The sequence below is a fragment of the Paraburkholderia tagetis genome, assembly GCF_022213065.1.
GTDB classification, from domain to species: Bacteria; Pseudomonadota; Gammaproteobacteria; order Burkholderiales; family Burkholderiaceae; genus Paraburkholderia; species Paraburkholderia tagetis.
Map to the genome: position 1 here is coordinate 410,559 of NZ_JAKLJA010000001.1, position 22,485 is coordinate 433,043.

Sequence of the window (22,485 nt, forward strand, 5' to 3'; positions counted from 1 at the left end):
CATGAAATTTAGCCGATAAAATTTCACGGATGCCGTCATGTTCGTCGAATCGACCCAGCATGTGGAGAGCTTTTACGCCCGCACCTTGCCCGGCGAGGTGCCTGTGCGCCCGGCATTGGCGGGCGAGTGCGACGCCGATGTCCTGATCGTCGGCGCCGGCTTCAGCGGGCTTCACACGGCGTTGCGCCTCGCGCTCGCGGGCCGTCGCGTGGTGGTCGTGGAGGCGAGCCGCGTGGCGTGGGCCGCGTCCGGGCGCAACGGCGGGCAGGCGCTGCTCGGCTGGTCGTGCGATATGGGGCCGCTCGAGCAGTCGCTGGGGCTCGCAGGCGCACGCGAGCTTTGGGAGAGCATGCGCTGGGCGGCGCGCGAGGTGCGCGAACTGCCCGAGCGCCACGGTTTCGATGCCGACTACCGTCCCGGCAGCCTCTGGACCGCCGTGAAGCGCAACCGCATTGCGTTGCTGGATGCGGCGCGCGACGAAGCTGCCCACAAGTGGGGCTACGACGCGCTGCGGGTCATTGCCGAGCCGGATATGCCCGCATGGGTGGGCAGCCGGCGCTATCTCGCGGCGCTCTACGATCCCGAGGCCGGCCACCTCAATCCGCTCAAACTGGCGCTTGGCATCGCCGCGGCCATCGAGCGCGCGGGCGGACGTATCTTCGAACAGACTCGCGTGCAGCAATGGCGCGAAACGCCGACAGGTTTCATCGCAACGACGCCCGGTGGCCTGATCCGCGCGGACACACTCGTGCTCGCCTGCAACGCCTATATCGACCGCCTCGATCGCGAGCTTGCGCGCCGCGTCCTGCCGGTCGGCACGTATCAGGTGGCAACCGCGCCACTCGACCCGCAACGCGCGCAGGCGCTGTTGCCGCGCAATAGTTGCGTGATCGACAACCAGTTCGTGCCCGACTACTTCCGGCTGAGTCCTGACCATCGGCTGCTGTTCGGTGGCGCGTGCACCTATCTCGGCGGCATCCCCAAGGACATTCGCGCGGCGATTCGTCCGAGCCTCGAACGCGTTTTTCCGCAACTGCGCGGCGTCGCGCTCGAATACGCATGGGGCGGTCATATCGACATCAGCATCCGGCGCACGCCGGACGTGGGGCACGCACGCGGGCGCTACTGGCTCCAGGGCTTCTCGGGGCACGGCGTGCTGCCGACCCTGGCCGCGGCGCGCGCAGTGTCCGATGCAATACTCGGCGACACGCGTTTGCTCTCGCTCTATGAGGCCATTCATAATCCGCGCTTCCCGGGCGGTGACGCGCTGGCCGCGCCGCTCGAAGCGCTCGGCAAGCTCTGGTATCGCATGCGCGACGTGGTGTGATTGAGGGATTCGACATGGACAGGGAAGAAGAGATAGAAGGCCTCGCGATCCTCATTCGCGATCTGCGCAAGCACAAGAAGGTGACGCTGGCCGAACTCGCGCAACGAATCGGCCGCTCGGTGGGTTTTCTCTCGCAGGTCGAGCGCGGCATGTCGCGGCCCACGGTCGCCGACCTCACCGCCATCGGCGAGGCGCTGCAAACGCCCACCACGTACTTCTACAGTGTGAGCAAGCCGCGCGCGCTGCCATGGGTCACGCGCCCCGGCGAGCGGCGCACGCTCTATTACGGCGGCGGCATCACCGACGTGCTGGTCTCGCCGAGCATGTCGTCGGGTTTCTCGATGCTGGAGAGCCTGCTGGAGCCGGGCGCCACAAGCGGCGAACGCCCCGTGGACGACAGCGACGAGCAGGGCGGCTTCGTGCTCGAAGGCGAGCTCACCATCTGGCTCGACGGCGAAGACGAAGAAGTCACGCTCAAAGCCGGCGACAGCTTTCAGTTGCCGGCGCGCTGTCGCTTCAGTTACGCGAATCGCTCGGACAAGGATGCACGGGTGCTTTGGGTCTTCACCTGACGCACACTTCGATGTCCGCTTTGATGCCCGTTTCGTTGCCCGCTTTGATGCCATCCTTAGACAAGGATCCGGAAGGCATGCGCCTTGCCGGCGCGGGTGTTTTCAGCATGATCTGGAGTCCGGATTAAATAGCAGGTCCATCATCTCTCGCCAACGAGGAACTCGACGTGACGGCTATCGCAACTGACCTCCTGAGCGAAGTACGCGCCTTTCGTGCGGCTCATCCCGACGTGCAATATGTCGACCTGATCTGCCTCGACATCCCCGGGCATTTCTACGGCAAGCGTTACCCCATCGCCATGCTCGAGAAGGTGGCGGCCGGCGCGTTGCTCAAGCTGCCGCAAAACTGCATCCTGCTCGGCGCGCAAGGCGGGGTGTATCCAATCGGCGATTATTGCTTTCAAGACGGCGACCCCGATGTGCCGCGCCGCCTCGTGCCCGGCACGCTCAAGCCGGTGCGCTGGGAGCAGCAGACGCTCGCGCAAATGCTCATCACCTCGGACGGCACCGCGACGCCCATCGCGTTCGAGCCGCGCCAGGTACTCGCGCGGGTGCTCGATCGTTTCGCGCGGCGCGGCCTCAAGCCGGTGGTGGCATTCGAGCTGGAGTTCTATCTGTTCGATGCGAAGCTGCGCGAAGGTCTGCCGCAGCACGCACGCGATCCGCTATGCAACGACGAAGACGATCAGTCGAACATGCATATCGAGCGCCTTTCGCGTTTCGCGCCCGTGCTGCACGAGATGGTCGAGACCGCGCGCGAGCAGGGTGTGGACGCAACGGTCATCACCGCGGAGCTCGGGCCTGGGCAATTCGAAATCAACTTCGGCCACTGCGACGACGCGCTGCGCGCGGCGGACTGGTCCGCGCTCTTCTGCCGGAGCACGCGCGGTGTGGCCATGCGGCATGGCTATCGCGCGAGCTTCATGTCGAAGCCGCTGCTCGATGCGCCGGGCAGCGGCATGCACGTGCACGTGAGTCTCTATGACGAGGCGGGACGCAACGTGCTCGCAGCGCGCGAGCGGCGCGCGATGCGTCATGCTGTAGCGGGCTGCCTCGCGCTGCTGCCGTATTGCATGCCCATTTTTGCGCCCAATCACAACGCATTCCGGCGCTACGGGGCGATGGTCAATGCGGCGAGCCGGGCGAGCTGGGGTTTTGAGGATCGCGATGCCTGCATCCGCATTCCGGAATCCGACGAAGCGAATCTGCGCATCGAGCACCGGCTCGCGGGCGCCGATGCCAATCCGTATCTCGTGCTCGCGGCCATCCTCGCCGGCATCGAAGGTGGCCTGGAGGCGGGCCTCGAACCGATTGCGGCGCTCAACGAAGATCGCGCGAGCGGGATCGATTTCCCGGGTGACATGCTCTCGGCGGTGGCCGCCATGAGCGGGCATGCCGGGGTGCGCGAGGGGCTCGGTGAAGATTTCACGGGAGTTTATTGCGAGAATAAGCGGCAGGATCACCTCGATTTTATGAATGTAATCGGAGCGCGAGAATATCGTTGGTTTTTGTAAAATGATGCGAAATAGTCACTAAATCGGCCTGAAAATCGCTTGCACGAATCATTCCAGGTGGCTGAAGGGCCTGTAAGCCCCGTGTGCTTTGCGTTTCCATATGCAACGCGATTTGCCTGTTTGGCTCGCGTGAGGTAGGGTATGCAGGTTTTCTCAACTCAACACAGGTAGCAGATGAACAAACAGGAACTCATTGACGCAGTCGCCGCAAGCACGGGCGAGACCAAGGCAGCCACCGGAGCCGCAATCGACGCGATCCTCGAAGTGGTCACCAAGGCGGTCACGTCGGGCGATTCCGTGCAGCTCGTCGGCTTCGGCTCGTTCTCGACCGGCCAGCGTGCTGCTCGCGTGGGCCGTAACCCGGCTACGGGCGCGGAAATCCAGATCGCTGCGGCGAAGACGGTGAAGTTCACGGCCGGCAAGGCATTCAAGGACGCCGTCAACGCATCGTGATGCAGGCCCGCCGCTCGCGGGGCGCACGAGCGTAGCAAGCTGGCGGAAGCGGCGCGTTGCCGTTTTCGCTATCTCGCCCATCGTGCGTGCGGTTGCAGCGGCAAGGTGCATCATCAACCGGGAGCAGGGCGCATGACGCCTCGCTCCCGGTAGTTCTTTTGGTGGCGCCGAATCATCACCGGATTGCTACCAGATTGCCACCGGATTGCCAGAGTGTCCGGCCGGTTATTTCAGTTCATTACAGATTTCAGGCATTACCGTGAATTCGCACGATCGCGACGGCGCCATGCGCGTTGTCACGATATATCGCTGCGGCACGCAACATCGCGTCCACGTTTTCGCCTTCCTCGCAGCTTCGACGCAGGGCATCTCAGTACTCCAGAACAATTTTCCCGAAGTGCCCGCCCGTTTGCTGGAGCCGGAACGCATCGGCGATTCCTTCCAGCGGGAACGAGCGATCGATCACCGGCTTGACGCCGGTTGCGTCGATGGCGCGCACGAGGTCGATCTGGTGCTGGCGGCTCCCGACGATCAAACCCTGCAAGCGCTGCTGGCGACGCATCATCGTGGCGGTCGGCACCGGGCCCGCGATACCGGTCAGCACGCCGATCAACGCGATATGGCCGCCCACGCGCGTAGCCAGAATCGACTGTTCGAGTGTTCCCGGGCCACCCACCTCAACCACGTGATCGACGCCGCGTCCGTTCGTGAATTCCAGCACTCGCTGCGCCCATTGCGGCTCGCGGCGATAGTTGATCGTGTGGTCGGCGCCTAGCTGCCGCGCGCGCTCGAGCTTCTCATCGGATGACGACGTGGCAATCACGCTCGCGCCCATCGCCTTGGCGAATTGCAGCGCGAAAATCGACACGCCGCCCGTGCCCAGCACTAGCACTGTATCGCCGGCCTTGAGTGCGCCGTTCACCACCAGCGCCCGCCAGGCCGTCAGCCCGGCGGTCGTGAGCGTGGCTGCTTCGGCGTGGCTGTAGCCGCGCGGGCTGTGCGTGAACGCGGTGGCGGGCGCGATCACCGCTTCGCGCGCGTAGCCGTCCACGCCGTCGCCGGGCGTGGTGGAGAAGTCGGGAATCGTGGGCTCGCCGTCGAGCCATGTCGGGAAGAACGTGGACACCACGTGCTCGCCCACGGCGAATTCGCTCACGCCCGGGCCCACGGCTTCGACCACGCCCGCGCCGTCGGACATGGGAATGCGCCCGTCGGCGGCGCCCATATGCCCGCGCACGACGCCCAGATCGTGGTAGTTCAGCGAACTGGCATGCAGCCGCACGCGGATTTCCCCCGCCTGCGGCTCGCCCGGTGCGGCCATATCCACGAGCTTGAGATTGTCGAGCCCGGCAGGCGCGATCAGTTTGATGGCTTTCATGAAGATCTCCTGGAAGCGCCGCAACGCGGCGTCTTGGGTGTTGGCGAACTTGCCGTCACAGACACCTGACGAAGCATAGACGCGCGCAGGCGATCCTGGCGGCGTGGGGCGCCGTCTCGAAGCCGCTGCCCCTGATTCTCGTTGGGAGGTCGTCGTATTGTTTACGTTTGACGAAATGATTTGCTATTGACAAATAAATTCGAGCGCTTCTATGATGCATCCACGGTGGCCGCAAGGGGCTCGTCGTCGCAGTGCTGGCACGCTGCGCCGCAGCAATTCTCTGTGTCCTGGTCTGGGCCGCCGTCGCCGGAAATTTCATCGAATCGTTCCCAAGGCGCGTCAGACGCCGCTAAACGGAGATCCGCGTGGCGCGGAACTCCTCCAAGGTTTGGAGACAGGCACATGCCGCAATCGATCATCACGGACCGTGCGTCCGACTCCACGCTCGCGCCGCTCGCGGCTGCGTCCCCAACCAGCGATGACCTGCTGTACCGCAAAGTCTCGTGGCACGTCATTCCGTTTCTGTTCGTCTGCTACGTCGTGTCGTTTCTCGATCGCATCAACATCGGCTTCGCCCAGTTGCAGATGAAGCACGACCTCGGCTTCAGCGATGCGATGTACGGTCTCGGCGCCGCCGTCTTCTACGTGGGATACGTGATTTGCGAAGTGCCCAGCAATTTGCTGCTCGCACGCTTTGGCGCGCGTAGCACCTTCATGCGCATCATGCTGCTGTGGGGGATCGCTTCGACGTGCATGATGTTCGTGCATACGCCCACGCACTTTTACGCGCTGCGTTTTCTGCTCGGCGTGTTCGAGGCGGGCTTTTTCCCCGGCATCGTGCTGTATCTGACCTACTGGTTTCCGCCGCACCGCCGCGCCGCGGTGTTCTCGATTTTCTTTGCGGGCGTCGCGGTGGCGGGTGTGCTGGGCGGGCTCATCTCGGGGTGGATCATGCGCGATATGGGCGGTGTCATGGGCCTTGAGGGCTGGCGCTGGATGTTCGCGATCGAGGGCTTGCCCGCTGTGCTGCTCGGCCTGATGGCGGTCTTCTGGCTCGTCGATGGTCCGGAGCAGGCACGCTGGCTCAGCGATGCGGAAAAGGCTCACCTGATTGCGCAGCGCGACGGCGAGATCACGAACACGAACACGGGCAAGCACGCAACCGCGCATTCGTCACATTCTTCGCGCTCGTTCGGCGCGGCATTGCGCAACCCGCGCGTCTATCTGTTCGCGTTCATCTATTTTTCGCTGACCTGCGCATCGCTCACGCTCAACTTCTGGATGCCGCTGATGATTCGCGACTTCGGCGTGCATGACGTGCTGGCGATCAGCCTCTATACGGTGATTCCGAACGCGGTAGGCGCCGTGGGCCTGATGCTGATCGCTCGCCGCTCCGACCGGCGCGGCGAGCGCCGCTGGCATTTCGCGGCGTGCACCATCGGCGGCGGCATCGCGCTCTCCTTGCTTACGCTGCATCTGGCGAGCTTTGCCGCGATGATGGCGATTCTCTCGTTGGCCGCCGTCCTGATCTTCGCCGCGTTGCCGATCTTCTGGGCCGTGCCGCCCGCCTGGCTCACGGGCAAGGCAGCCGCTGCCGGCATCGCGCTCATTAGCAGCATCGGCATTACGAGCGGGATCGTGAGCCCGTGGGCGATCGGGCTCATCAAGACGCATACCGGCAGCATGGACAACGCGCTCTACGTGCTCACCGCGCTGCTGGTGGCAAGCGGCGTGGCGTTGCTGATTGGCGTGCCCGCGGCGCAAAAGGCGCGCTGAACTACACCGGGCGCGTTCCATGCGGCCCGCGCCGGTGGGTTCAGGCGTCCAGTTCTTCTATGGAGTCCACCCGGTCGTGATAGAAGGCCAGGTGGTCCTTGATTTGCGCGACGGCGTCATGCGGCGACTCATAGGTCCACACCGCGTTGATCGAGCGCTCGCCGCCCGGCGCGATTGAGTAGTAGCTGCAATTGCCCTTGTAAGGGCAATACGTGGCGTGGTCGGTGCGCGCGAGCAACGACATGTCGGCGTCCTCGCGCGGCACGTAGTAGACCGCCGGGTAATTCGCCTCGCGCAGCATCAGCGCCCGGCGCGTATCGGCGACGGTCTTGCCCGCGACCTTCACAACCACGCGCAATGGGCAGGGCTCGATCGTGATGGGATGGTCCGGGCCGGGAATCTTCACGGTTTTCGTGTGCATGACGGCACTCCTTGCAGGCGTGAATCAGAGGGGCTGATGCCTTGCAGTGTAGGGCGAAAATCGGTTTCGCCGCTTCGGCCACTCGGGTTGCCTCCCGGTGCTGGCGTGACGATCAAGAACGATTGGGACCGCTTCGGCCAGCGCATGACGGGCAGTGGCTCGGTACAGTTCGACGATCTATGTGTATCTGTGACAGCGATATTCCCGGTTTATGCTTATAAGTGATATTAGTAAAATATCGCCTTAAGGCATATAATCGTTTTATGCCTCACAGGAATATCCCATGAAGATCATCGTCCATACGCCGACGGGGCTTGCCGAGATCCTGCAGTCGGCCAGAAAGTCGTGCGGCATGACCCAGGCGCAGGCCGCTGCCTCGCTCGGCATCGGGCAACCGCGCCTGTCCGCGCTCGAAACCACCGGCACGGCGAGCATTTCGCTCAATCAGATGCTCGCGCTGTTCGCGCTCTACGAACTCGAACTGTGCGTGCAATCGCGCGACCAGGGCGAGTTGTACGAGGTGCGCGAAGACCGGCCGGAGTGGTAGGCGATGGGGCGCAAATCGCACTCGCGCACGCTCTCGATCTGGGCCAACGGCGAGCGCGTCGGCACCTGGACGCTGCCGCCAATGGGCGAAACCGAACTGCGCTACGACCCCGCCTGGAAGGCTTCGGCGGCGGGGCGGCCGCTGTCGCTCTCACTGCCGTTCGGCGTGGGCGAGCGGCCGCTGCGCGGCGCGCGCGTCTATAACTACTTCGACAATCTGCTGCCCGACAGCACGCAAATTCGCCGACGCATCGCGGCGCGCTTTCGCACCGAATCCCTGGGCGCGTTCGATCTGCTCAAGGCGGTCGGACGCGATTGCGTGGGCGCGGTGCAACTGCTGGAAGAGGATGAGACGCCCGAGCGCATCGAAAGCATCGAGGGCACGCCGCTCGACGATGCTGCCATCGAGCGGCTCCTGCTCGAAACCTCGGGCGCGTTGCCGGGCGGCACGGGTGACCCCGATGAAGAACTGCGCATCTCGCTCGCGGGCGCGCAGGAAAAGACCGCGCTGCTCTTTCACGAAGGCCGCTGGAATCTGCCGCACGGCGCCACGCCCACCACGCACATCCTCAAGCTGCCGCTTGGCCTGATCGGCCATCGCCAGGTGGACTTTCATACCTCGGTGGAGAACGAGTGGCTGTGCCTTGCCTTGCTCAAGGCCTATGGGCTGCCTGTTTCGACGGCACACATCGTCACGTTTGGCGCGCAGAAAGTGCTGGCCGTGGAGCGCTTCGACCGCGCCGTCTCGCGCAGCGGCGCGCTGCTGCGCCTGCCGCAGGAGGATTTTTGCCAGGCGCTCGGCGTGGCGCCCCATCTCAAGTACGAATCGCAGGGTGGCCCGGGCGTACGCGAGATCGCGGACCTCTTGCGCCAATCGCAAGCGGCGCGCGAAGACATCGAAACCTTTCTCAGCGCGCAGATTGCCTACTGGATGCTGGCCGCGCCCGACGGCCACGCGAAGAATTTCAGCCTGCGTCTCATGCCGGGCGGGCGCTTCCAGCTCGCGCCGCTTTACGACGTCATGTCGATCTGGCCCGTGGAGGGCAACGGCGGCAGTCAATGGTCGTGGCACAAGGCCACGCTGGCGATGGCGATGTGGGGCAAGGGGCGGCACTATCGCATGCGCGACGTGAAGCGCGCGCATTTCGATGCCACCGCGCAGTTGTGCCACTACGGCGCCGATGCCACGTCGATCATCGAGCGTTTCGTCGCGCGCACGCCGGCAGTCATCAACGAGGTGGCCGCCGCGTTGCCGCAGGGGTTTCCGGAGCGTGTGGCCGCAAAGCTGTTCGACGGGCTGCGCTTCTCCGCGCAGCGGCTCGCTTCATAGTCACGTTTCGTGGTCGCTGTCGTCGCCGCGCCCGTAAAGCCGCCCGCGCGCGCGGCGACGAGGGCATTTAGCGGATGGAAGAAGGATGCTTCGCGAGCGGCGTGACATGCATCGTCATGTACGGGAAAAGCGGCAGCCCGGAAAGCAGCGTGTGCAGTTCGTCGTTCGACTCCACGTCGAAGACGCTGTAGTTCGCGTATTCGCCCACCACGCGATAGAGCGCCTGCCATTTTCCCTGGCGTTGCAGGTCCTGCGAGTAGGCCTTTTCGCGTGCCTTGATTTCATCGGCTTGTGCGGCGGGCATGTCGGCGGGAATGTGCACATCCATACGTACCAGAAACAGCATGTTCGATCCTCGATAAATTAAAGTAGTCAGGAAGCCGAAACGCTTGCGCGCGGCTAGTCGCGACGATAATGCGCGAGCTTGTCTTCGTCCAGCGCGACGCCGAGCCCTGGGCCATCGGGCAGATGCAGGCAGAAGTCGCGATAGGCGGGCCGCTCGACCACGATATCGTCCTTCACGAGCAGCGGCCCGAACAGCTCCGTGCCCCACGCAAGCCTTGGCAGCGTCGCAAAGCAATGCGCCGCCGCAAGCGTGCCCACACTGCCTTCGAGCATCGTGCCGCCATAGAGCGCCATGCCGCCCGCGTCGCCCACGGCGGCGGTGCGCAGCGTGCCATAGAGGCCGCCCGACTTCATGATCTTCAGCGCGAACACGTCGGCGCATGCGCCACGCACGAGGTCGAGGGCGTCCTCCGGACCCATCAGCGTTTCGTCGGCCATGATCGGCACGACAAAGCGTGCGGCAAGCCGCGCGAGCGCCGCGCGCTGCTCGCGCGGCACCGGCTGCTCGATCAGGTCGATGCCGGCTGCTTCCAGCATGGCGATGCCGGTCGCGGCCTCGGCTTCGTTCCAGGCCTGGTTGACGTCCACGGTCACGCGCGCCCGGTCGCCCAGCGCGCGCTTGATGGCCGAGACGTGCGCCACGTCCTCGCGCACGCTGCGCCGGCCGATCTTGAGCTTGAAGGTGTCGTGGCGGCGCTCGGCGAGCCAGCGCTCCGCTTCCTCGATATCGCGCTGCGTGTCGCCGCTCGCGAGCGTCCACAGTGTGGGCAGGGCGGTGCGCACCGCGCCGCCGAGCAGCGTGGAGACCGAGACGCCCAGGCGCTTGCCCTGTGCGTCGAGCAGCGCCGTTTCCAGCGCGCACTTCGCGAAGCGATTGCCGCGCGCGACCTTTTCGAGCCGGGCCATGGCCGCATGAATATTGGTTGCGTCCACATCTTTTAGAGCGGGCGCGAGATAGGTGTCGATGGCGAGCTTGATGCCTTCGGGGCTTTCGTCGCCATACGAGAGGCCGCCGATAGTGGTGGCCTCGCCAATGCCTTCGATGCCATCGCTGCAACGCAATCGGACGACCACGAGCGTTTGCTGCTGCATGGTGGCCATCGCGAGCTGGTGGGCGCGAATGGTCGGCAGATCCACGAGGATCGCTTCAATGGAGCTTACGGTTGCGTTCATACCTGGCAGATTGGATCAAGTGAGTTGAGCCGAGTATGCAGGCCGTTCGGGCAGCGTGTCCAACACCGAAAATGTCTGAATCGATACTCGCCGGGTATGGTGCCGGTGTCGTATGCACGCCGTATGCGTGTTGTATGCAAGGCGGCTCAGCGCTCGGGCGGTGGGAGATGCTCCATCTTCTTTTCCTTATAGAGCACGTAGATGAGTTCGAGCATGCGGCGCACGTCCTCGGATTCGTCGAGCATGCGCGTGCTCATGATGATGGGCGAAACGAGTTTCGCATCGTCGAGATCCTTGTACGCCACGTCGTCGCGCTTGAGTCCATAGACGCTGCTCGGCACGATCGAAATACCTTCGCCCGCGGCCACGAGGCCTAGCGCGATCTGCAGTTCGCGCGCCTCGTAAAGGTGTTGTGGCTCGAGCGCGCGGTCGTGAAAGGCCGCGAGCACCTGGTCGGCGTAGCTGGGGCGCGGGTGCTTCGGGAAAATGATGATGGTCTCGTTGACGAGTTCGCGCAGCGACAGCGTCTCCCGGGCGTCGATGAGCGGATGCCCGAGCGGCAGCGCCACGATCAGGCGTTCTTCGCGCAGCACCACACGGCGAATGCTCGGATCCTCCAGACGAATGCGCCCGAAACCCACATCGATGCGGCCTTCCTTGAGGGCCTTGATCTGGTCCATGGTCGACATTTCGACCAGGCTCAATTCGACCTCGCCATTCTCCTGACGATAGCGCCGGATGATTTTCGGCAGCATGCCGTAAAGCGTCGAGCCGACAAAGCCTACCGAAAGGCTGCGCTCGATCTTGCCCACGCGCCGCGTCATGGACTCGAGCTCGGCCGTCTGCGCGAGCAGTTGCACCGCGTGCTGGTAGAAGAAGCGGCCGGTGTCGGTCAGCTTGAGCGGGCGCGAATCGCGCTCGAAGAGTTGCACGCCCAGCATCTCCTCGAGTTGCTGAATCTGCCGCGAGAGCGGTGGCTGCGCGATGTGCAGCCGCTGGGCCGCGCGGGTGAAATTGCGCTCTTCGGCCACGGCCACGAAGTAGCGCAGGTGTCTCAGCTCCATGTTCATACCTGCCGGATATGATCCTGATACTAAATCAGTGTTGGACGCATCAGTTGCGGCACAACTATGCTTCTCTCACAGCATTCGCCGCGACTGATTATACCTTCGGAGCATGAAAACTCCGGCTTGATTGAAGCGGCGAGAAGAACCCGAGACATTTTCCCCGCAGATAAAGAAGTGGAGACAGTAGCCATGAGCGCGAAGGTATTCGACACCAAGGAAGTCCAAGATCTGCTGAAAGCAGCCACCCATCTCGGCGGCGCGAACGGCAACCCCCGCTTCAAGCAGATTCTCCATCGTCTGCTGGGCGATCTGTTCAAGGCCATCGACGATCTCGACATCACGCCCGATGAAGTCTGGGTGGGCATCAATTATCTGAACAAGCTCGGCAAGGACGGTGAAGCCGCGCTGCTCGCTGCCGGCCTCGGTCTGGAGAAGTACCTCGACATTCGCATGGACGCAGCGGACAAGGCAGCCGGCATCGAAGGCGGCACGCCGCGCACCATCGAAGGCCCGCTGTATGTGGCTGGCGCACCGCTGCGCGATGGCGTTTCGAAAATCGACATCAACCCCGATGCGGAAGCAGGCCCGCTCATCATCCACGGCACGGTTACCGGCCCGGATGGCAAGCCGGTTGCGGGAGCGGTAGTGGAATGCTGGCATGCCAATTCGAAGGGCTTTTACTCGCACTTCGACCCGACCGGCGCGCAAAGCGACTTCAATCTGCGCGGTGCGGTGAAGACCGGCGCGGATGGCAAGTATGAATTCCGTACGCTGATGCCGGTGGGCTACGGTTGTCCTCCCCAGGGCGCGACCCAGCAACTGCTGGACGAAATCGCCCGTCACGGAAATCGTCCCGCGCATGTGCACTTCTTCGTCACCAGCGACAGCCACCGCAAGCTCACGACGCAATTCAATATCGAAGGCGATCCGCTGATCTGGGATGACTTCGCCTACGCCACCCGCGAGGAGTTGATTCCTCACGTGACGGAGAAGAACGGCGGCACGGCGTTGAGCCTGAAAGCCGACACGTACAAGGACATCGAGTTCAACTTCTCTCTGACCACGCTGGTGCAGGGCAAGGACAACCAGATCGTCAACCGCCCGCGCGTTTCAGCCACGGCGTAATTCCCCGCAATCTCCGTGTATGGCGAGTGCCTGAAGCGCCGCCATACACGGATCCCGCAAGAATCATTCGATACCGATGCGCGAGTCCTGTGCAGGGGCCAGTTCGCGTCTACGGAGAGGAAACATGTCCGCCATTATCGACAAAGCCAACGAACTGGATCACCTGCTGGCTACTGCTGTGCAGGATGACAAAGAGGCCGGTATATTCCGTTGCCGCCGCGATATCTTCACCAATGCCGATCTGTTCGAAATGGAGATGAAACACATCTTCGAGAACAACTGGGTGTATCTCGCGCACGAAAGCCAGATTCCGAATAACAACGATTACTACACCACGTGGATTGGCCGGCAACCGGTAGTCATCACGCGCGACAAGACCGGCGCGCTGAATGCCGTCATCAATGCCTGCGCGCACAAGGGTGCGATGCTGTGCCGGCGCAAGCACGGCAACAAGGGCAGCTTCACGTGCCCGTTCCATGGCTGGACTTTCTCCAATACCGGCAAGCTGCTGAAGGTCAAGGACGAAAAGACCACCGAATATCCTGTGCAATTCAATACGCACGGCTCGCATGACCTGAAAAAGGTGGCGCGCTTCCAGAACTATCGCGGTTTCCTTTTCGGCAGTCTCAATGCCGATGTCGTGCCGCTCGAAGACTACCTGGGCGAAGCGCGCGTGATCATCGACCAGATCGTCGACCAGGCGCCGGAAGGTCTGGAAGTGCTGCGCGGCAATTCCTCGTATGTCTACGAAGGCAACTGGAAGATGCAGATGGAAAACGGCTGCGATGGCTATCACGTCAGCACCGTTCACTGGAATTACGCCGCTACGATGGGGCGCCGCAAGGAAGACGGCACGCAGGCCGTGGATGCGAATAGCTGGAGCAAGTCGGTGGCCGGCGTTTATGGCTTCGACCACGGCCACATCCTGCTGTGGACCCAGACGATGAATCCCGAAGTGCGGCCCGTCTACCGCCAGCGCGATGAAATCACGGCGCGCGTGGGCGAGACGAAGGCGGACTTCATCGTCAACCAGACGCGCAACCTCTGCCTGTATCCGAATGTGTTCCTGATGGACCAGTTCAGCACGCAGATTCGCGTCGTGCGGCCGATCAGCGTGGACAAGACCGAAGTTTCGATCTTCTGCTTCGCGCCGAAGGGCGAGAGCGCCGCCGACCGCGCGACGCGCATTCGCCAATACGAAGACTTCTTCAACGTCTCCGGCATGGGTACCGCCGACGATCTGGAAGAGTTCCGCTCCTGCCAGAACGGCTACGCCGGCGCCACGGCAATGTGGAACGACCTGTCGCGCGGTGCGCCGTTGTGGGTCGCAGGCCCGGACGAGAACGCGAAGAAGATGGGGCTGAACCCGCTCATTTCGGGCGAGCGCAGCGAAGACGAAGGCTTGTTCGTGTGTCAGCACGAATACTGGGTGCGCGTGATGCGTGACGCGCTGAAAAAAGAACAGGAAGGGGCGCTGGCATGAGCATCGATTACCAAACAATTTGCGCCGCGCTTTACCGTGAAGCGCGCCTGCTCGACGACCGCCAGTGGGACGAATGGCTCGCCTGTTATGCGGAAGACGTCACCTACTGGATGCCGGCATGGGACGACGACGACGCGCTGACCGACGACCACGAAAGCCAGATCTCGCTGATGTATTACCCGGATAAAGGCGGTCTCGAAGACCGGGTGTTTCGCATCAAGACCGAGCGCAGCGGCGCTTCGACACCTGAGCCGCGCACCAGCCACAACGTCACGAACGTGGAAGTGCTGGCGGAGCGCGCAAACGAAGTGGACGTGCGCTACAACTTTCACACGCTCAGCCATCGTTACAGGGTCAACGACCAATACTTCGGCACGATGTTCGTGACCTTGCGTAAGGCCGGCGACGACGTGTTGATTGCCTATAAGAAGATCGTGCTGAAGAACGACTACATCCGGCAGGTTCTCGACGTCTACCACGTTTGATAGTCGAGTCAGAAGGTATCAGAGGCAGTGGAGGAGGTTCCCATGTCCAGTTTCAAAGTTGCATTGAATTTCGAGGACGGCGTTACCCGTTTCATCGACTGTAAAGCGGGTGAGAAGGTGCTCGACGCTGCCTTTCGCGCGAAGATCAATCTGCCGATGGATTGCTCCGATGGCGTGTGCGGCACCTGCAAATGCCGCGCGGAGAGCGGCAGCTACGACCTCGGCGACGATTACATCGAAGACGCGCTGACCGAAGACGAAAAGAACGGCGGCCTCGTGCTGACCTGCCAGATGGTGCCGCAAAGCGATTGCGTGGTCGCGGTTCCCACGTCGTCCACTGCGTGCAAGACCGGGCACAGCAAATTCGCGGCCACCGTATCGAAAGTCGAGCAGCACAACGATGCGGCCGTCGTGCTTGAAATGGATGTGGATACGAACGCTCCGGTGTTCCTGCCTGGCCAGTATGTGAATATCGACGTGCCCGGCAGCGGGCAGCATCGCTCGTATTCGTTTTCATCGGCGCCGGGCGAAACGAAGATCAGTTTCCTCATCAAGAAGATTCCCGGCGGCGTGATGAGCACGTGGCTGGAAGCCGCGCAGCCCGGCGAAAAGCTGGAATTGCACGGGCCGCTCGGCAGTTTTTATCTGCGCGACGTGCAGCGGCCGCTGCTTTTCCTCGCTGGCGGCACGGGCCTCGCGCCGTTCCTTTCGATGCTCGAAGTATTGGCGCGCACGAATTCGCAGCAAAAGGTGCACCTGATTTATGGCGTCACGCGCGACCTCGATCTCGTGCAGGTGGAAGAGATCGAGACGTATGTGGCGAAGCTGCCGAACTTCACCTTTGCCACCGTCGTGGCCGAAGCGGAATCGAATCATCCGCGCAAGGGCTGGGTGACGCAACATATTCCGGCGAATGCACTGAACGACGGCGACGTCGATGTGTATCTGTGCGGGCCGCCGCCGATGGTCGACGCCGTGCGCAAGTATTTCGACGACGAGGGCGTGAAGCCCAACAGCTTCCACTACGAGAAGTTCACTCCTAACGCACCGGCAAAGGCGGCCTGAACATGCAACGATTCACAGGCAAGGTCATTGTCGTCACCGGCGCCGCGCAGGGCATAGGCCGAGGCGTGGCGCTGCGCGCGGCGGCCGAGGGCGGCAAGGTATTGTTCGTCGATCGCGCCGATTTCGTTTCTGAAGTTGCCGCAGAAGCGCAGGGCGCCGACACCGCAGGATTCGTCGCCGATCTGGAAACCTATGAGGGCGCACGGGCGGCAATGGCGTTCGCCGCCGAGAAATTTGGCGGCATCGACATTCTGATCAACGGCGTGGGCGGTGCGATTCGCATGCGTCCGTTCGGCGAATTCGAACCGGCGCAGATCGACGCGGAAATTCGCCGTTCGCTGATGCCCACGCTCTATACGTGTCATGCGGTACTGCCGCATCTGCTCGCGCGTGGCGGCGGCACCATCGTCAACGTTTCGTCGAACGCCACGCGCGGCATTCGTCGCGTGCCGTACTCGGCAGCCAAGGGCGGTGTCAACACGCTGACTCAGGCGTTGGCGATGGAGTACGGAGAGCACAATATCCGCGTGGTCGCCAGCGCGCCGGGCGGCACCAGTGCACCTGCCCGCCGCATTCCGCGCAACGCCACGGGCGACAGCGAGCAGGAAAAGGTCTGGATGAACGAAGCGGTCAAGCAGGTCACCGAATCGACGTTCTTCAAGCGCTACGGCACGCTCGACGAACAGATCGCACCCATTCTTTTTCTTGCGTCGGATGAAGCCAGCTACATCACCGGCGTCGTGTTGCCCGTTGCAGGTGGCGACAACGGTTGACCTATGCTCACGCAGGACTAGTTGAAATTTTCAACTAAATAACTATACTCCCATGCGGCGCCGGTCCTGCCGGCGCATGCCATGGGAGTACGCGCTTGTCCACAGGTCTCTATTCCGGTTTTCTCACCTTCAGGCTCGATCTCGCGAGCGCGCTCTTGAGCGAGCGTGCCAACGCGGTCTACCACGAGCGCTGGGGCCTCGACGTGCGCGCGCTGCGCGTGCTGCGGCTCGTTTGCGCCGAGGCTGGCATCACGCCCAAGGCCGTCTCGCAGCGCGCCTTGATCGAAAAGACCCTGCTTTCGAAAACGCTGGCCGAACTGGAGACGCGCGGCCTGATCGGCCGCGACACGCACGCGCAGGACCGCCGTAGCATCGCGCTGAGCGGCACACCCGAAGGCGTCAAGGTCGCCCGGGCGTCGGCAAAGCTCGGGGCCACGCTTGAAGCCGATCTTTCGGCGGCGCTCACGCTCGGCGAGCGCAAGACCCTCGACCGCCTGCTGAAAAAACTTTCGGATAGTCTGCTGGACAGCGCTGCGGAGGCAACCTGACATGGCGACCTCGCAGGAGCAGACGCCCGCGCGCCGCCCACATTCCCCACTCAATTCTCAACGCCCCCGCTGTAGCGGCACGCGCCGGCAGCAAGGAGTCACCCATGCCTAATCTGGCTGAATCGCTCGCGCGCGACATCGATACGACGCTGCGCACGGGACTTGAAACCATGCTGTGCGCGGCCGGTGCGTGGCTCGGCCGCGAAAATGAAAGCGAAATCGGCCAGCAAAGCGAGGTAGCGTGAGCGCAGCACTGGGCGCGCACGTGAGCGCGCATATGAACGCCCATACGGCGTACACGGTCCTCGATCTGATCGGCACCTTCACGTTCGCAATCTCGGGCGCCGTGGCCGCGCGGCAGCGCCGGCTCGATCTGTTCGGCATCGTCGTGGTGACCTTCATGGTGGCGTGCGGAGGCGGCATCGTGCGCGACGTGTGCATCGGTGCGATTCCGCCCGCAGGGCTCTCGAACTGGGCGTATCTGGCGGTGTCGCTGCTTGCGGCGGCGCTCACTATTGCCGCCTATCCGCAGGTGCGGCGGCTGCGCCATCCGGTGCTGTTCTTCGATGCGATCGGGCTTGGCCTTTTCGCAGTGGCCGGCGCGCAGAAGGCGTGGATCTGGACCGGCAGCGCGGAGACGGCGATCCTGCTCGGCATGGTGAGCGCGGTGGGCGGCGGCGTGCTGCGCGACATCCTGCTCTCGCGCGTCCCCGCAATTCTGGAGCGCGAGATCTATGCGTCGGCTGCGCTGCTGGGCGCGGCGTTGCAGGTCGGGCTCAACGCGGCCGAGTGGTCGTCGTTCTGGACGCCGTGGCTCGCGACCCTGGCCTGCGTGGCGCTGCGACTCGCGTCGTTGTACTTCGGCTGGCGCCTGCCCGTGTTCCATACGCGCGAAGGCGCGAAGCGCGCGCATCCGCGCGCGGGCCCAACGGACGACCGGCAGAACCTGCAGTAGGGCGCTCCGCCAGCGGGTCTGTCGAGATCAATGTAAGCACAATGAAATAAATCGGTGGATCTCGCCGGGCGTCGCGTATCTGCAATATGACGCGCCCGCCGCAATTTCTCTCGCGCTCCGATATTGATCGGGCTCGCTGTGGACCGCCAGCAAGCACGCGTTTCGATCACGCGCTATATTTTCTGAACGCAATGCGCCTGAGCGGCGCGCATCGGACGATGCGCAGTCGCGGGCGCCGTGCGGAGCATGCCCAGCGGTACAGGATGAATCGCCCCGTGACGTGGCCACAGGCAGGGCTACGAGGCACGGTCAGTGCAGCACGGCTCGAGCAGCACGGCTCGAACGGCACGGATAACGAAGAACAATCCACCTGGGATCTGACATGAAAAAACAACTGGGCGCCTTCATTGTGCTCGCAGCCAGCACGGCTGCCTCGGCGCAATCCAGCGTGACGCTGTACGGCCGCGTCGACGGCGGCATCGAATACCTGAACCATATCGCCAACGGCACGGGCGGCAGTTCGAGCCGCTGGAGCGCCGAAGGTGGCGACTGGGGCACCAGCATGTTCGGCCTCAAGGGCACCGAGGACCTGGGCGGTGGCACCAGCGCGTTGTTCGACCTCGAAACCGCGGTGCAGATCATGAATGGCACCACGGGCGGCGGCCGGCTGTTCTCGCGCCGGGCTTATGTCGGTCTGAAGAATGAAACGTGGGGCCAGTTGCAGGCGGGCCGCAATCTCTTCATCGACAGTGACGGCGTGTGGGAATTCGATCCATTCGTGCAGCAGGCGGTGTCGTCGGCTTCGCTCGTGCGCGGCCGCAACTGGCAGCAGACCAGCAACAACGTCGAATATCACAGCCCGGTCTGGAACGGCTTCGACGTGCAGGGGCAATATGCGTTCGGCAATCAGCCAGGCGCCTGGAACAGCGGTGCGCCGGGCGAGTTCGGCCGCTCGGACGGCATCATGCTTTCGTATCACTCGCCGCTCTTCGACGTGCGCGGCATCTACGACGAACTGCGCGATCAGAACGGCCGTCTCTCCAATATCTTCACCGCTTCGCGCGAGTATTTCGTGGGCGGCAATCTGCGTGTGCAGAAGTTCAAGATTCAGGCCGCATACACGCACTATTCGGCGCCCGATTCGCCCGTGGGCGTGGCGCATAGCGCCGACCACTACTGGCTGGGCGCGACTTACCAGGCCACGCCGCGCTGGGCCGTGACGGCGGCGGGCTTCTATATTCATGTGGGCGAGGGCGGCGGCGACGCCGCGCACGATCCGTCGAGTCACGCCATGCTCTACGCGCTCGGGACCACTTACAACCTGAGCGCGCGCACGTTCCTTTACGGCACCGTCGCCTACGTGAACAACAGCAGGAACGGCACCTTTTCGGTGTTCGCCACGCCGCGCGATTCGAGCTCGCCCACGAGCCCGATGGCCGGCGAATCGCAGACCGGGGCGTACATCGGCATGATGCACGTGTTCTGATCGCCAGTGATGCACGCGGCGTCCTCAAACGGAGGTTGAGAACATCATGTCCAGGCAACCGAAATCGTCGACGTCGCCGGGGTTCATCGGCGGCATTACGCTCCTTTTCACCGCGCTTACCGCGCTCTATCTGCTGGCAGGCGGCGCATGGCTGCTCTCGCTCGGCGGCTCGCCGTACTACGTGGTAACCGGGGTCGTGCTGCTCGGCGTGACGTGGCTGCTGTACCGGCGCAGTCCCGCCGCGCTCGTGCTCTATGCGCTCGTGCTGGTGGGCACGGCCATCTGGTCGCTCTGGGAGTCGGGGCCCGACTTCTGGGCGCTCGCGCCGCGCTCCGGCGTGCTGGTCGTGTTCGGCGTGTGGCTGCTGCTGCTCGTGAGCTGGCGTCTCGAAGGCGCGAAAGCGGCTGGCGTGAGCGCGCTCGTGGCTGCGCTCGTGATCTGGGCGGGCGTGCTGGTCTACGCGAGCTTCAACGATCCGCAGACGGTGAACGGTTCGTTCGGCGCGTCGGCGGGCACGACACCCGCAGCGAACCCCGACGGCATCGATCCCTCCGACTGGCCCGCTTACGGCCGCACGCAGGAAGGCACGCGCTATTCGCCGCTGCAACAGATCACGCCGGAAAACGTGAAGAATCTGCGCGTGGCCTGGACCTTCCGCACCGGCGACACGAAAGGCCCGAACGATCCTGTCGAGATCACCAATGAAGTCACGCCGATCAAGATCGGCAATCTGCTCTATCTGTGCTCGCCGCACCAGAAGCTCTTCGCGCTCGACGCGCAGACGGGCGCGCTCAAGTGGACGTTCGATCCGAAGCTGCAGGCCGATCCGTCGTTCCAGCACGTGACTTGCCGCGGCGTGTCGTATATCGAACTCGCGGCGAACGCGGCAACGGCGCCGGCCGCAGCCGCGAGCGATGTGGCCGCCGGTGCTTCGTCGGCGCAAGCCGCTGCATCGGCTAGTCAAGCCGCTTCGTCGACGCAGGCCGCCGCGCCGGCTAGCGACGCAGGCGCCTCGGCTACTCAAGCCGCCACGCCCGCGAGCGGTGCCACCCCGGCCGCGCCAGCCGCGCCAGCCGCCACGGCATCGGCGAATGGCGCCTGCACGCGCCGCATCCTGCTGCCCGTGAACGACGGCCATCTCTATGCGCTCGACGCGATCACGGGCGAGCGCTGTGCGGGCTTCGGCAATAACGGCGACCTCGACCTGCAACACGCGATGCCAGTCAAGACGCCCGGCATGTACGAGCCCACTTCGCCGCCGGTGGTCACGGACAAGGTGATCGTCGTGGCGGGCGCGGTGGAGGACAACTTCTCGAACCGCGAACCGTCGGGCGTGATTCGCGGCTTCGACGTGCGCACGGGCGAACTGCTCTGGGTGTTCGACACGGGCGCGGAGGATCCGAACAAGATCCCGGGCCCGGGCGAGCACTACACGTGGAATTCGCCGAACTCGTGGGCGCCCGCCGCCTACGACGCGAAGCTCGACATCGTCTATCTGCCGATGGGCGTGAGGACGCCGGACATCTGGGGCGGCGACCGCACGCCGCTCATGGAGCGCTACGCGAGCGGCATCCTGGCGCTGCACGTCGCCACGGGCAAGCTCGCCTGGTTTTACCAGACCGCGCACCACGACCTGTGGGACATGGACATGCCTTCGCAGCCCACGCTCGCCAATATCACCGACAAGGACGGCAGGACCGTGCCGGTGGTGTACGGTCCCGCGAAGACGGGCAATCTGTTCGTGCTCGACCGCCGCACCGGCGAGCCCGTCGTGCCGGCCCCCGAAATACCGGTGCCGCAAGGCGCGGCGCCCGGCGACCATGTCGCGCCGACGCAACCGTTCTCCGAGCTCACGTTCCGTCCGAAGAACATGCTCACCGACGCCGACATGTGGGGCGCGACGATGTACGACCAGCTCGTGTGCCGCGTGATGTTCCACAAGCTGCGCTACGAAGGCACGTTCACGCCGCCTTCGCTGCAAGGCACGCTCGTGTTCCCTGGCAACCTCGGCATGTTCGAGTGGGGCGGCATTGCCGTCGATACAGACCGCCAGATCGCCATCGCCAACCCGATCGCGTTGCCGTTCGTCTCGCGGCTGATCCCGCGCGGCCCGGGCAACCCGATGGAGCCACAGCCGGGCGCCAAGGGCAGCGGCACGGAGTCGGGCATCCAGCCGCAATACGGCGTGCCCTATGGCGTGACGCTCAATCCGTTCCTCTCGCCGTTCGGGCTGCCGTGCAAACAGCCGGCATGGGGCTATATGGCCGCGATCGATTTGAAGACCAACGAGATCGTGTGGAAGAAGCGCATCGGCACGGTGCGTGACAGCTCGCCAATCCCGCTGCCGTTCAAGATGGGCATGCCGATGCTGGGCGGCCCGATGGTCACGGCGGGCGGCGTGGCGTTCATCGGCGCAACGGCGGACAACTATATTCGCGGGTTCGACGTGAACACCGGCAAGGAGATCTGGCGCGCCCGTCTGCCGGCAGGCGGCCAGGCCACGCCGATGAGCTACTCGGTCAACGGGCGGCAGTATGTGGTGATCGCGGCGGGCGGGCATGGCTCGTTCGGCACGAAGCTCGGCGACTACGTGATCGCCTACGCGTTGCCGCAGTAACGCGTGCGGCGTTGTGCGCGGCTTTGTGTGCCATTTCGTACCTGCT

The 22,485-nt window shown here is 63.8% G+C and carries 22 protein-coding genes; 17 read left to right on the top strand and 5 right to left on the bottom strand.

The genetic code is table 11. From position 1 onward, the window contains the following. The first annotated feature begins 37 nt into the window (after positions 1-37). The 4 genes from L5014_RS01740 to L5014_RS01755 all read left to right on the top strand — a co-directional run bounded on the left by L5014_RS01740 (position 38) and on the right by L5014_RS01755 (position 3,866). Positions 38-1,327, top strand: a complete 1,290-nt coding sequence (locus tag L5014_RS01740; RefSeq protein ID WP_238461854.1) for an NAD(P)/FAD-dependent oxidoreductase — start codon at positions 38-40, stop codon at positions 1,325-1,327. Positions 1,328-1,341: 14 nt separating this feature from the next. Next, entirely contained in the window at positions 1,342-1,899 is a 558-nt protein-coding gene (locus tag L5014_RS01745) for a helix-turn-helix domain-containing protein (protein WP_238461855.1), read from the top strand. Positions 1,900-2,066: 167 nt separating this feature from the next. Beyond that, on the top strand, positions 2,067-3,413 hold the full coding sequence (locus L5014_RS01750) for a glutamine synthetase family protein (protein ID WP_238461856.1): 1,347 nt from the start codon (positions 2,067-2,069) through the stop codon (positions 3,411-3,413). A 174-nt stretch (positions 3,414-3,587) separates the two neighbouring features. Then, entirely contained in the window at positions 3,588-3,866 is a 279-nt protein-coding gene (locus L5014_RS01755) for an HU family DNA-binding protein (RefSeq protein ID WP_027818693.1), read from the top strand. A gap of 370 nt (positions 3,867-4,236) precedes the next feature. Here the strand turns inward: L5014_RS01755 and L5014_RS01760 are convergent, their stop codons facing one another. After that, the gene (locus L5014_RS01760) at positions 4,237-5,244 is read right to left on the bottom strand and encodes a zinc-dependent alcohol dehydrogenase family protein (RefSeq protein WP_238461857.1); all 1,008 of its coding nucleotides are present in this window, start codon (positions 5,242-5,244) and stop codon (positions 4,237-4,239) included. Positions 5,245-5,646: 402 nt separating this feature from the next. Between L5014_RS01760 and L5014_RS01765 the strand changes: the two genes are divergently transcribed. Then, positions 5,647-7,020: an MFS transporter gene (locus L5014_RS01765; RefSeq protein WP_238461858.1), complete on the top strand. Its 1,374-nt coding sequence runs from the start codon at positions 5,647-5,649 to the stop codon at positions 7,018-7,020. Between the two features lie 40 nt (positions 7,021-7,060). Here L5014_RS01765 and L5014_RS01770 read toward each other — a convergent pair whose 3' ends face one another. Next, positions 7,061-7,441 carry a DUF427 domain-containing protein gene (locus tag L5014_RS01770; protein ID WP_238461859.1) on the bottom strand — a complete coding sequence of 127 codons (381 nt, stop codon included), beginning with the start codon at positions 7,439-7,441 and terminating at the stop codon, positions 7,061-7,063. A 283-nt stretch (positions 7,442-7,724) separates the two neighbouring features. On the opposite strand from L5014_RS01770, the gene L5014_RS01775 reads away from it, so the two are divergent. Together L5014_RS01775 and L5014_RS01780 are read left to right on the top strand one after the other, a co-directional pair. Continuing rightward, the gene (locus tag L5014_RS01775) at positions 7,725-7,988 is read left to right on the top strand and encodes a helix-turn-helix domain-containing protein (protein ID WP_238461860.1); all 264 of its coding nucleotides are present in this window, start codon (positions 7,725-7,727) and stop codon (positions 7,986-7,988) included. A 3-nt stretch (positions 7,989-7,991) separates the two neighbouring features. Next, positions 7,992-9,317, top strand: a complete 1,326-nt coding sequence (locus L5014_RS01780; RefSeq protein ID WP_238461861.1) for a type II toxin-antitoxin system HipA family toxin — start codon at positions 7,992-7,994, stop codon at positions 9,315-9,317. Between the two features lie 67 nt (positions 9,318-9,384). On the opposite strand, the gene catC is transcribed toward L5014_RS01780, so the two are convergent. The 3 genes from catC to L5014_RS01795 form a co-directional block, all read right to left on the bottom strand. Then, the gene (catC, locus tag L5014_RS01785; protein WP_238461862.1) at positions 9,385-9,663 is read right to left on the bottom strand and encodes a muconolactone Delta-isomerase; all 279 of its coding nucleotides are present in this window, start codon (positions 9,661-9,663) and stop codon (positions 9,385-9,387) included. 53 nt (positions 9,664-9,716) lie between these two features. Beyond that, a complete protein-coding gene (locus tag L5014_RS01790; protein ID WP_238461863.1) occupies positions 9,717-10,835 on the bottom strand; it encodes a muconate/chloromuconate family cycloisomerase in 1,119 nt (372 codons plus the stop codon). A gap of 146 nt (positions 10,836-10,981) precedes the next feature. Continuing rightward, entirely contained in the window at positions 10,982-11,899 is a 918-nt protein-coding gene (locus L5014_RS01795; protein ID WP_238461864.1) for a LysR family transcriptional regulator, read from the bottom strand. 192 nt (positions 11,900-12,091) lie between these two features. Between L5014_RS01795 and catA the strand changes: the two genes are divergently transcribed. From catA to L5014_RS01845, 10 genes are all read left to right on the top strand, one after another. After that, positions 12,092-13,027, top strand: coding sequence for a catechol 1,2-dioxygenase (gene catA, locus L5014_RS01800; RefSeq protein ID WP_238461865.1), 936 nt, complete (start codon positions 12,092-12,094; stop codon positions 13,025-13,027). 124 nt (positions 13,028-13,151) lie between these two features. Continuing rightward, complete coding sequence (locus L5014_RS01805) at positions 13,152-14,510, top strand: SRPBCC family protein (protein WP_238461866.1); 1,359 nt, start codon at positions 13,152-13,154, stop codon at positions 14,508-14,510. Then, positions 14,507-14,995: a benzoate 1,2-dioxygenase small subunit gene (benB, locus tag L5014_RS01810; protein WP_238461867.1), complete on the top strand. Its 489-nt coding sequence runs from the start codon at positions 14,507-14,509 to the stop codon at positions 14,993-14,995. Before L5014_RS01805 ends, benB begins: the two co-directional genes overlap by 4 nt. 42 nt (positions 14,996-15,037) lie before the next feature. Further along, entirely contained in the window at positions 15,038-16,060 is a 1,023-nt protein-coding gene (gene benC, locus L5014_RS01815; protein WP_238461868.1) for a benzoate 1,2-dioxygenase electron transfer component BenC, read from the top strand. 2 nt (positions 16,061-16,062) lie between these two features. Further along, entirely contained in the window at positions 16,063-16,833 is a 771-nt protein-coding gene (benD, locus tag L5014_RS01820) for a benzoate diol dehydrogenase BenD (RefSeq protein ID WP_274389181.1), read from the top strand. 95 nt (positions 16,834-16,928) lie between these two features. Then, positions 16,929-17,381, top strand: coding sequence for a MarR family winged helix-turn-helix transcriptional regulator (locus L5014_RS01825; RefSeq protein ID WP_238461869.1), 453 nt, complete (start codon positions 16,929-16,931; stop codon positions 17,379-17,381). A gap of 104 nt (positions 17,382-17,485) precedes the next feature. After that, on the top strand, positions 17,486-17,626 hold the full coding sequence (locus L5014_RS01830) for a hypothetical protein (protein WP_238461870.1): 141 nt from the start codon (positions 17,486-17,488) through the stop codon (positions 17,624-17,626). 32 nt (positions 17,627-17,658) lie between these two features. After that, the gene (locus tag L5014_RS01835) at positions 17,659-18,336 is read left to right on the top strand and encodes a trimeric intracellular cation channel family protein (protein WP_238462126.1); all 678 of its coding nucleotides are present in this window, start codon (positions 17,659-17,661) and stop codon (positions 18,334-18,336) included. 382 nt (positions 18,337-18,718) lie between these two features. After that, positions 18,719-19,822, top strand: coding sequence for a porin (locus L5014_RS01840; RefSeq protein WP_238461871.1), 1,104 nt, complete (start codon positions 18,719-18,721; stop codon positions 19,820-19,822). A 46-nt stretch (positions 19,823-19,868) separates the two neighbouring features. Then, entirely contained in the window at positions 19,869-22,439 is a 2,571-nt protein-coding gene (locus L5014_RS01845; protein ID WP_238461872.1) for a glucose/quinate/shikimate family membrane-bound PQQ-dependent dehydrogenase, read from the top strand. Positions 22,440-22,485: the final 46 nt, after the last annotated feature.

Coding starts and splice junctions, on each gene's coding strand:
- L5014_RS01840 (WP_238461871.1), top strand. CDS start 18,719: ATGAAAAAACAACTGGGCGCCTTCATTGTGCTCGCAGCCAGCACGGCT.
- L5014_RS01755 (WP_027818693.1), top strand. CDS start 3,588: ATGAACAAACAGGAACTCATTGACGCAGTCGCCGCAAGCACGGGCGAG.
- L5014_RS01845 (WP_238461872.1), top strand. CDS start 19,869: ATGTCCAGGCAACCGAAATCGTCGACGTCGCCGGGGTTCATCGGCGGC.
- L5014_RS01740 (WP_238461854.1), top strand. CDS start 38: ATGTTCGTCGAATCGACCCAGCATGTGGAGAGCTTTTACGCCCGCACC.
- L5014_RS01760 (WP_238461857.1), bottom strand. CDS start 5,244: ATGAAAGCCATCAAACTGATCGCGCCTGCCGGGCTCGACAATCTCAAG.
- benC (WP_238461868.1), top strand. CDS start 15,038: ATGTCCAGTTTCAAAGTTGCATTGAATTTCGAGGACGGCGTTACCCGT.
- benB (WP_238461867.1), top strand. CDS start 14,507: ATGAGCATCGATTACCAAACAATTTGCGCCGCGCTTTACCGTGAAGCG.
- L5014_RS01770 (WP_238461859.1), bottom strand. CDS start 7,441: ATGCACACGAAAACCGTGAAGATTCCCGGCCCGGACCATCCCATCACG.
- benD (WP_274389181.1), top strand. CDS start 16,063: ATGCAACGATTCACAGGCAAGGTCATTGTCGTCACCGGCGCCGCGCAG.
- L5014_RS01775 (WP_238461860.1), top strand. CDS start 7,725: ATGAAGATCATCGTCCATACGCCGACGGGGCTTGCCGAGATCCTGCAG.
- L5014_RS01745 (WP_238461855.1), top strand. CDS start 1,342: ATGGACAGGGAAGAAGAGATAGAAGGCCTCGCGATCCTCATTCGCGAT.
- L5014_RS01835 (WP_238462126.1), top strand. CDS start 17,659: ATGAACGCCCATACGGCGTACACGGTCCTCGATCTGATCGGCACCTTC.
- catA (WP_238461865.1), top strand. CDS start 12,092: ATGAGCGCGAAGGTATTCGACACCAAGGAAGTCCAAGATCTGCTGAAA.
- L5014_RS01790 (WP_238461863.1), bottom strand. CDS start 10,835: ATGAACGCAACCGTAAGCTCCATTGAAGCGATCCTCGTGGATCTGCCG.
- L5014_RS01830 (WP_238461870.1), top strand. CDS start 17,486: ATGCCTAATCTGGCTGAATCGCTCGCGCGCGACATCGATACGACGCTG.
- L5014_RS01795 (WP_238461864.1), bottom strand. CDS start 11,899: ATGGAGCTGAGACACCTGCGCTACTTCGTGGCCGTGGCCGAAGAGCGC.
- L5014_RS01805 (WP_238461866.1), top strand. CDS start 13,152: ATGTCCGCCATTATCGACAAAGCCAACGAACTGGATCACCTGCTGGCT.
- L5014_RS01780 (WP_238461861.1), top strand. CDS start 7,992: ATGGGGCGCAAATCGCACTCGCGCACGCTCTCGATCTGGGCCAACGGC.
- catC (WP_238461862.1), bottom strand. CDS start 9,663: ATGCTGTTTCTGGTACGTATGGATGTGCACATTCCCGCCGACATGCCC.
- L5014_RS01765 (WP_238461858.1), top strand. CDS start 5,647: ATGCCGCAATCGATCATCACGGACCGTGCGTCCGACTCCACGCTCGCG.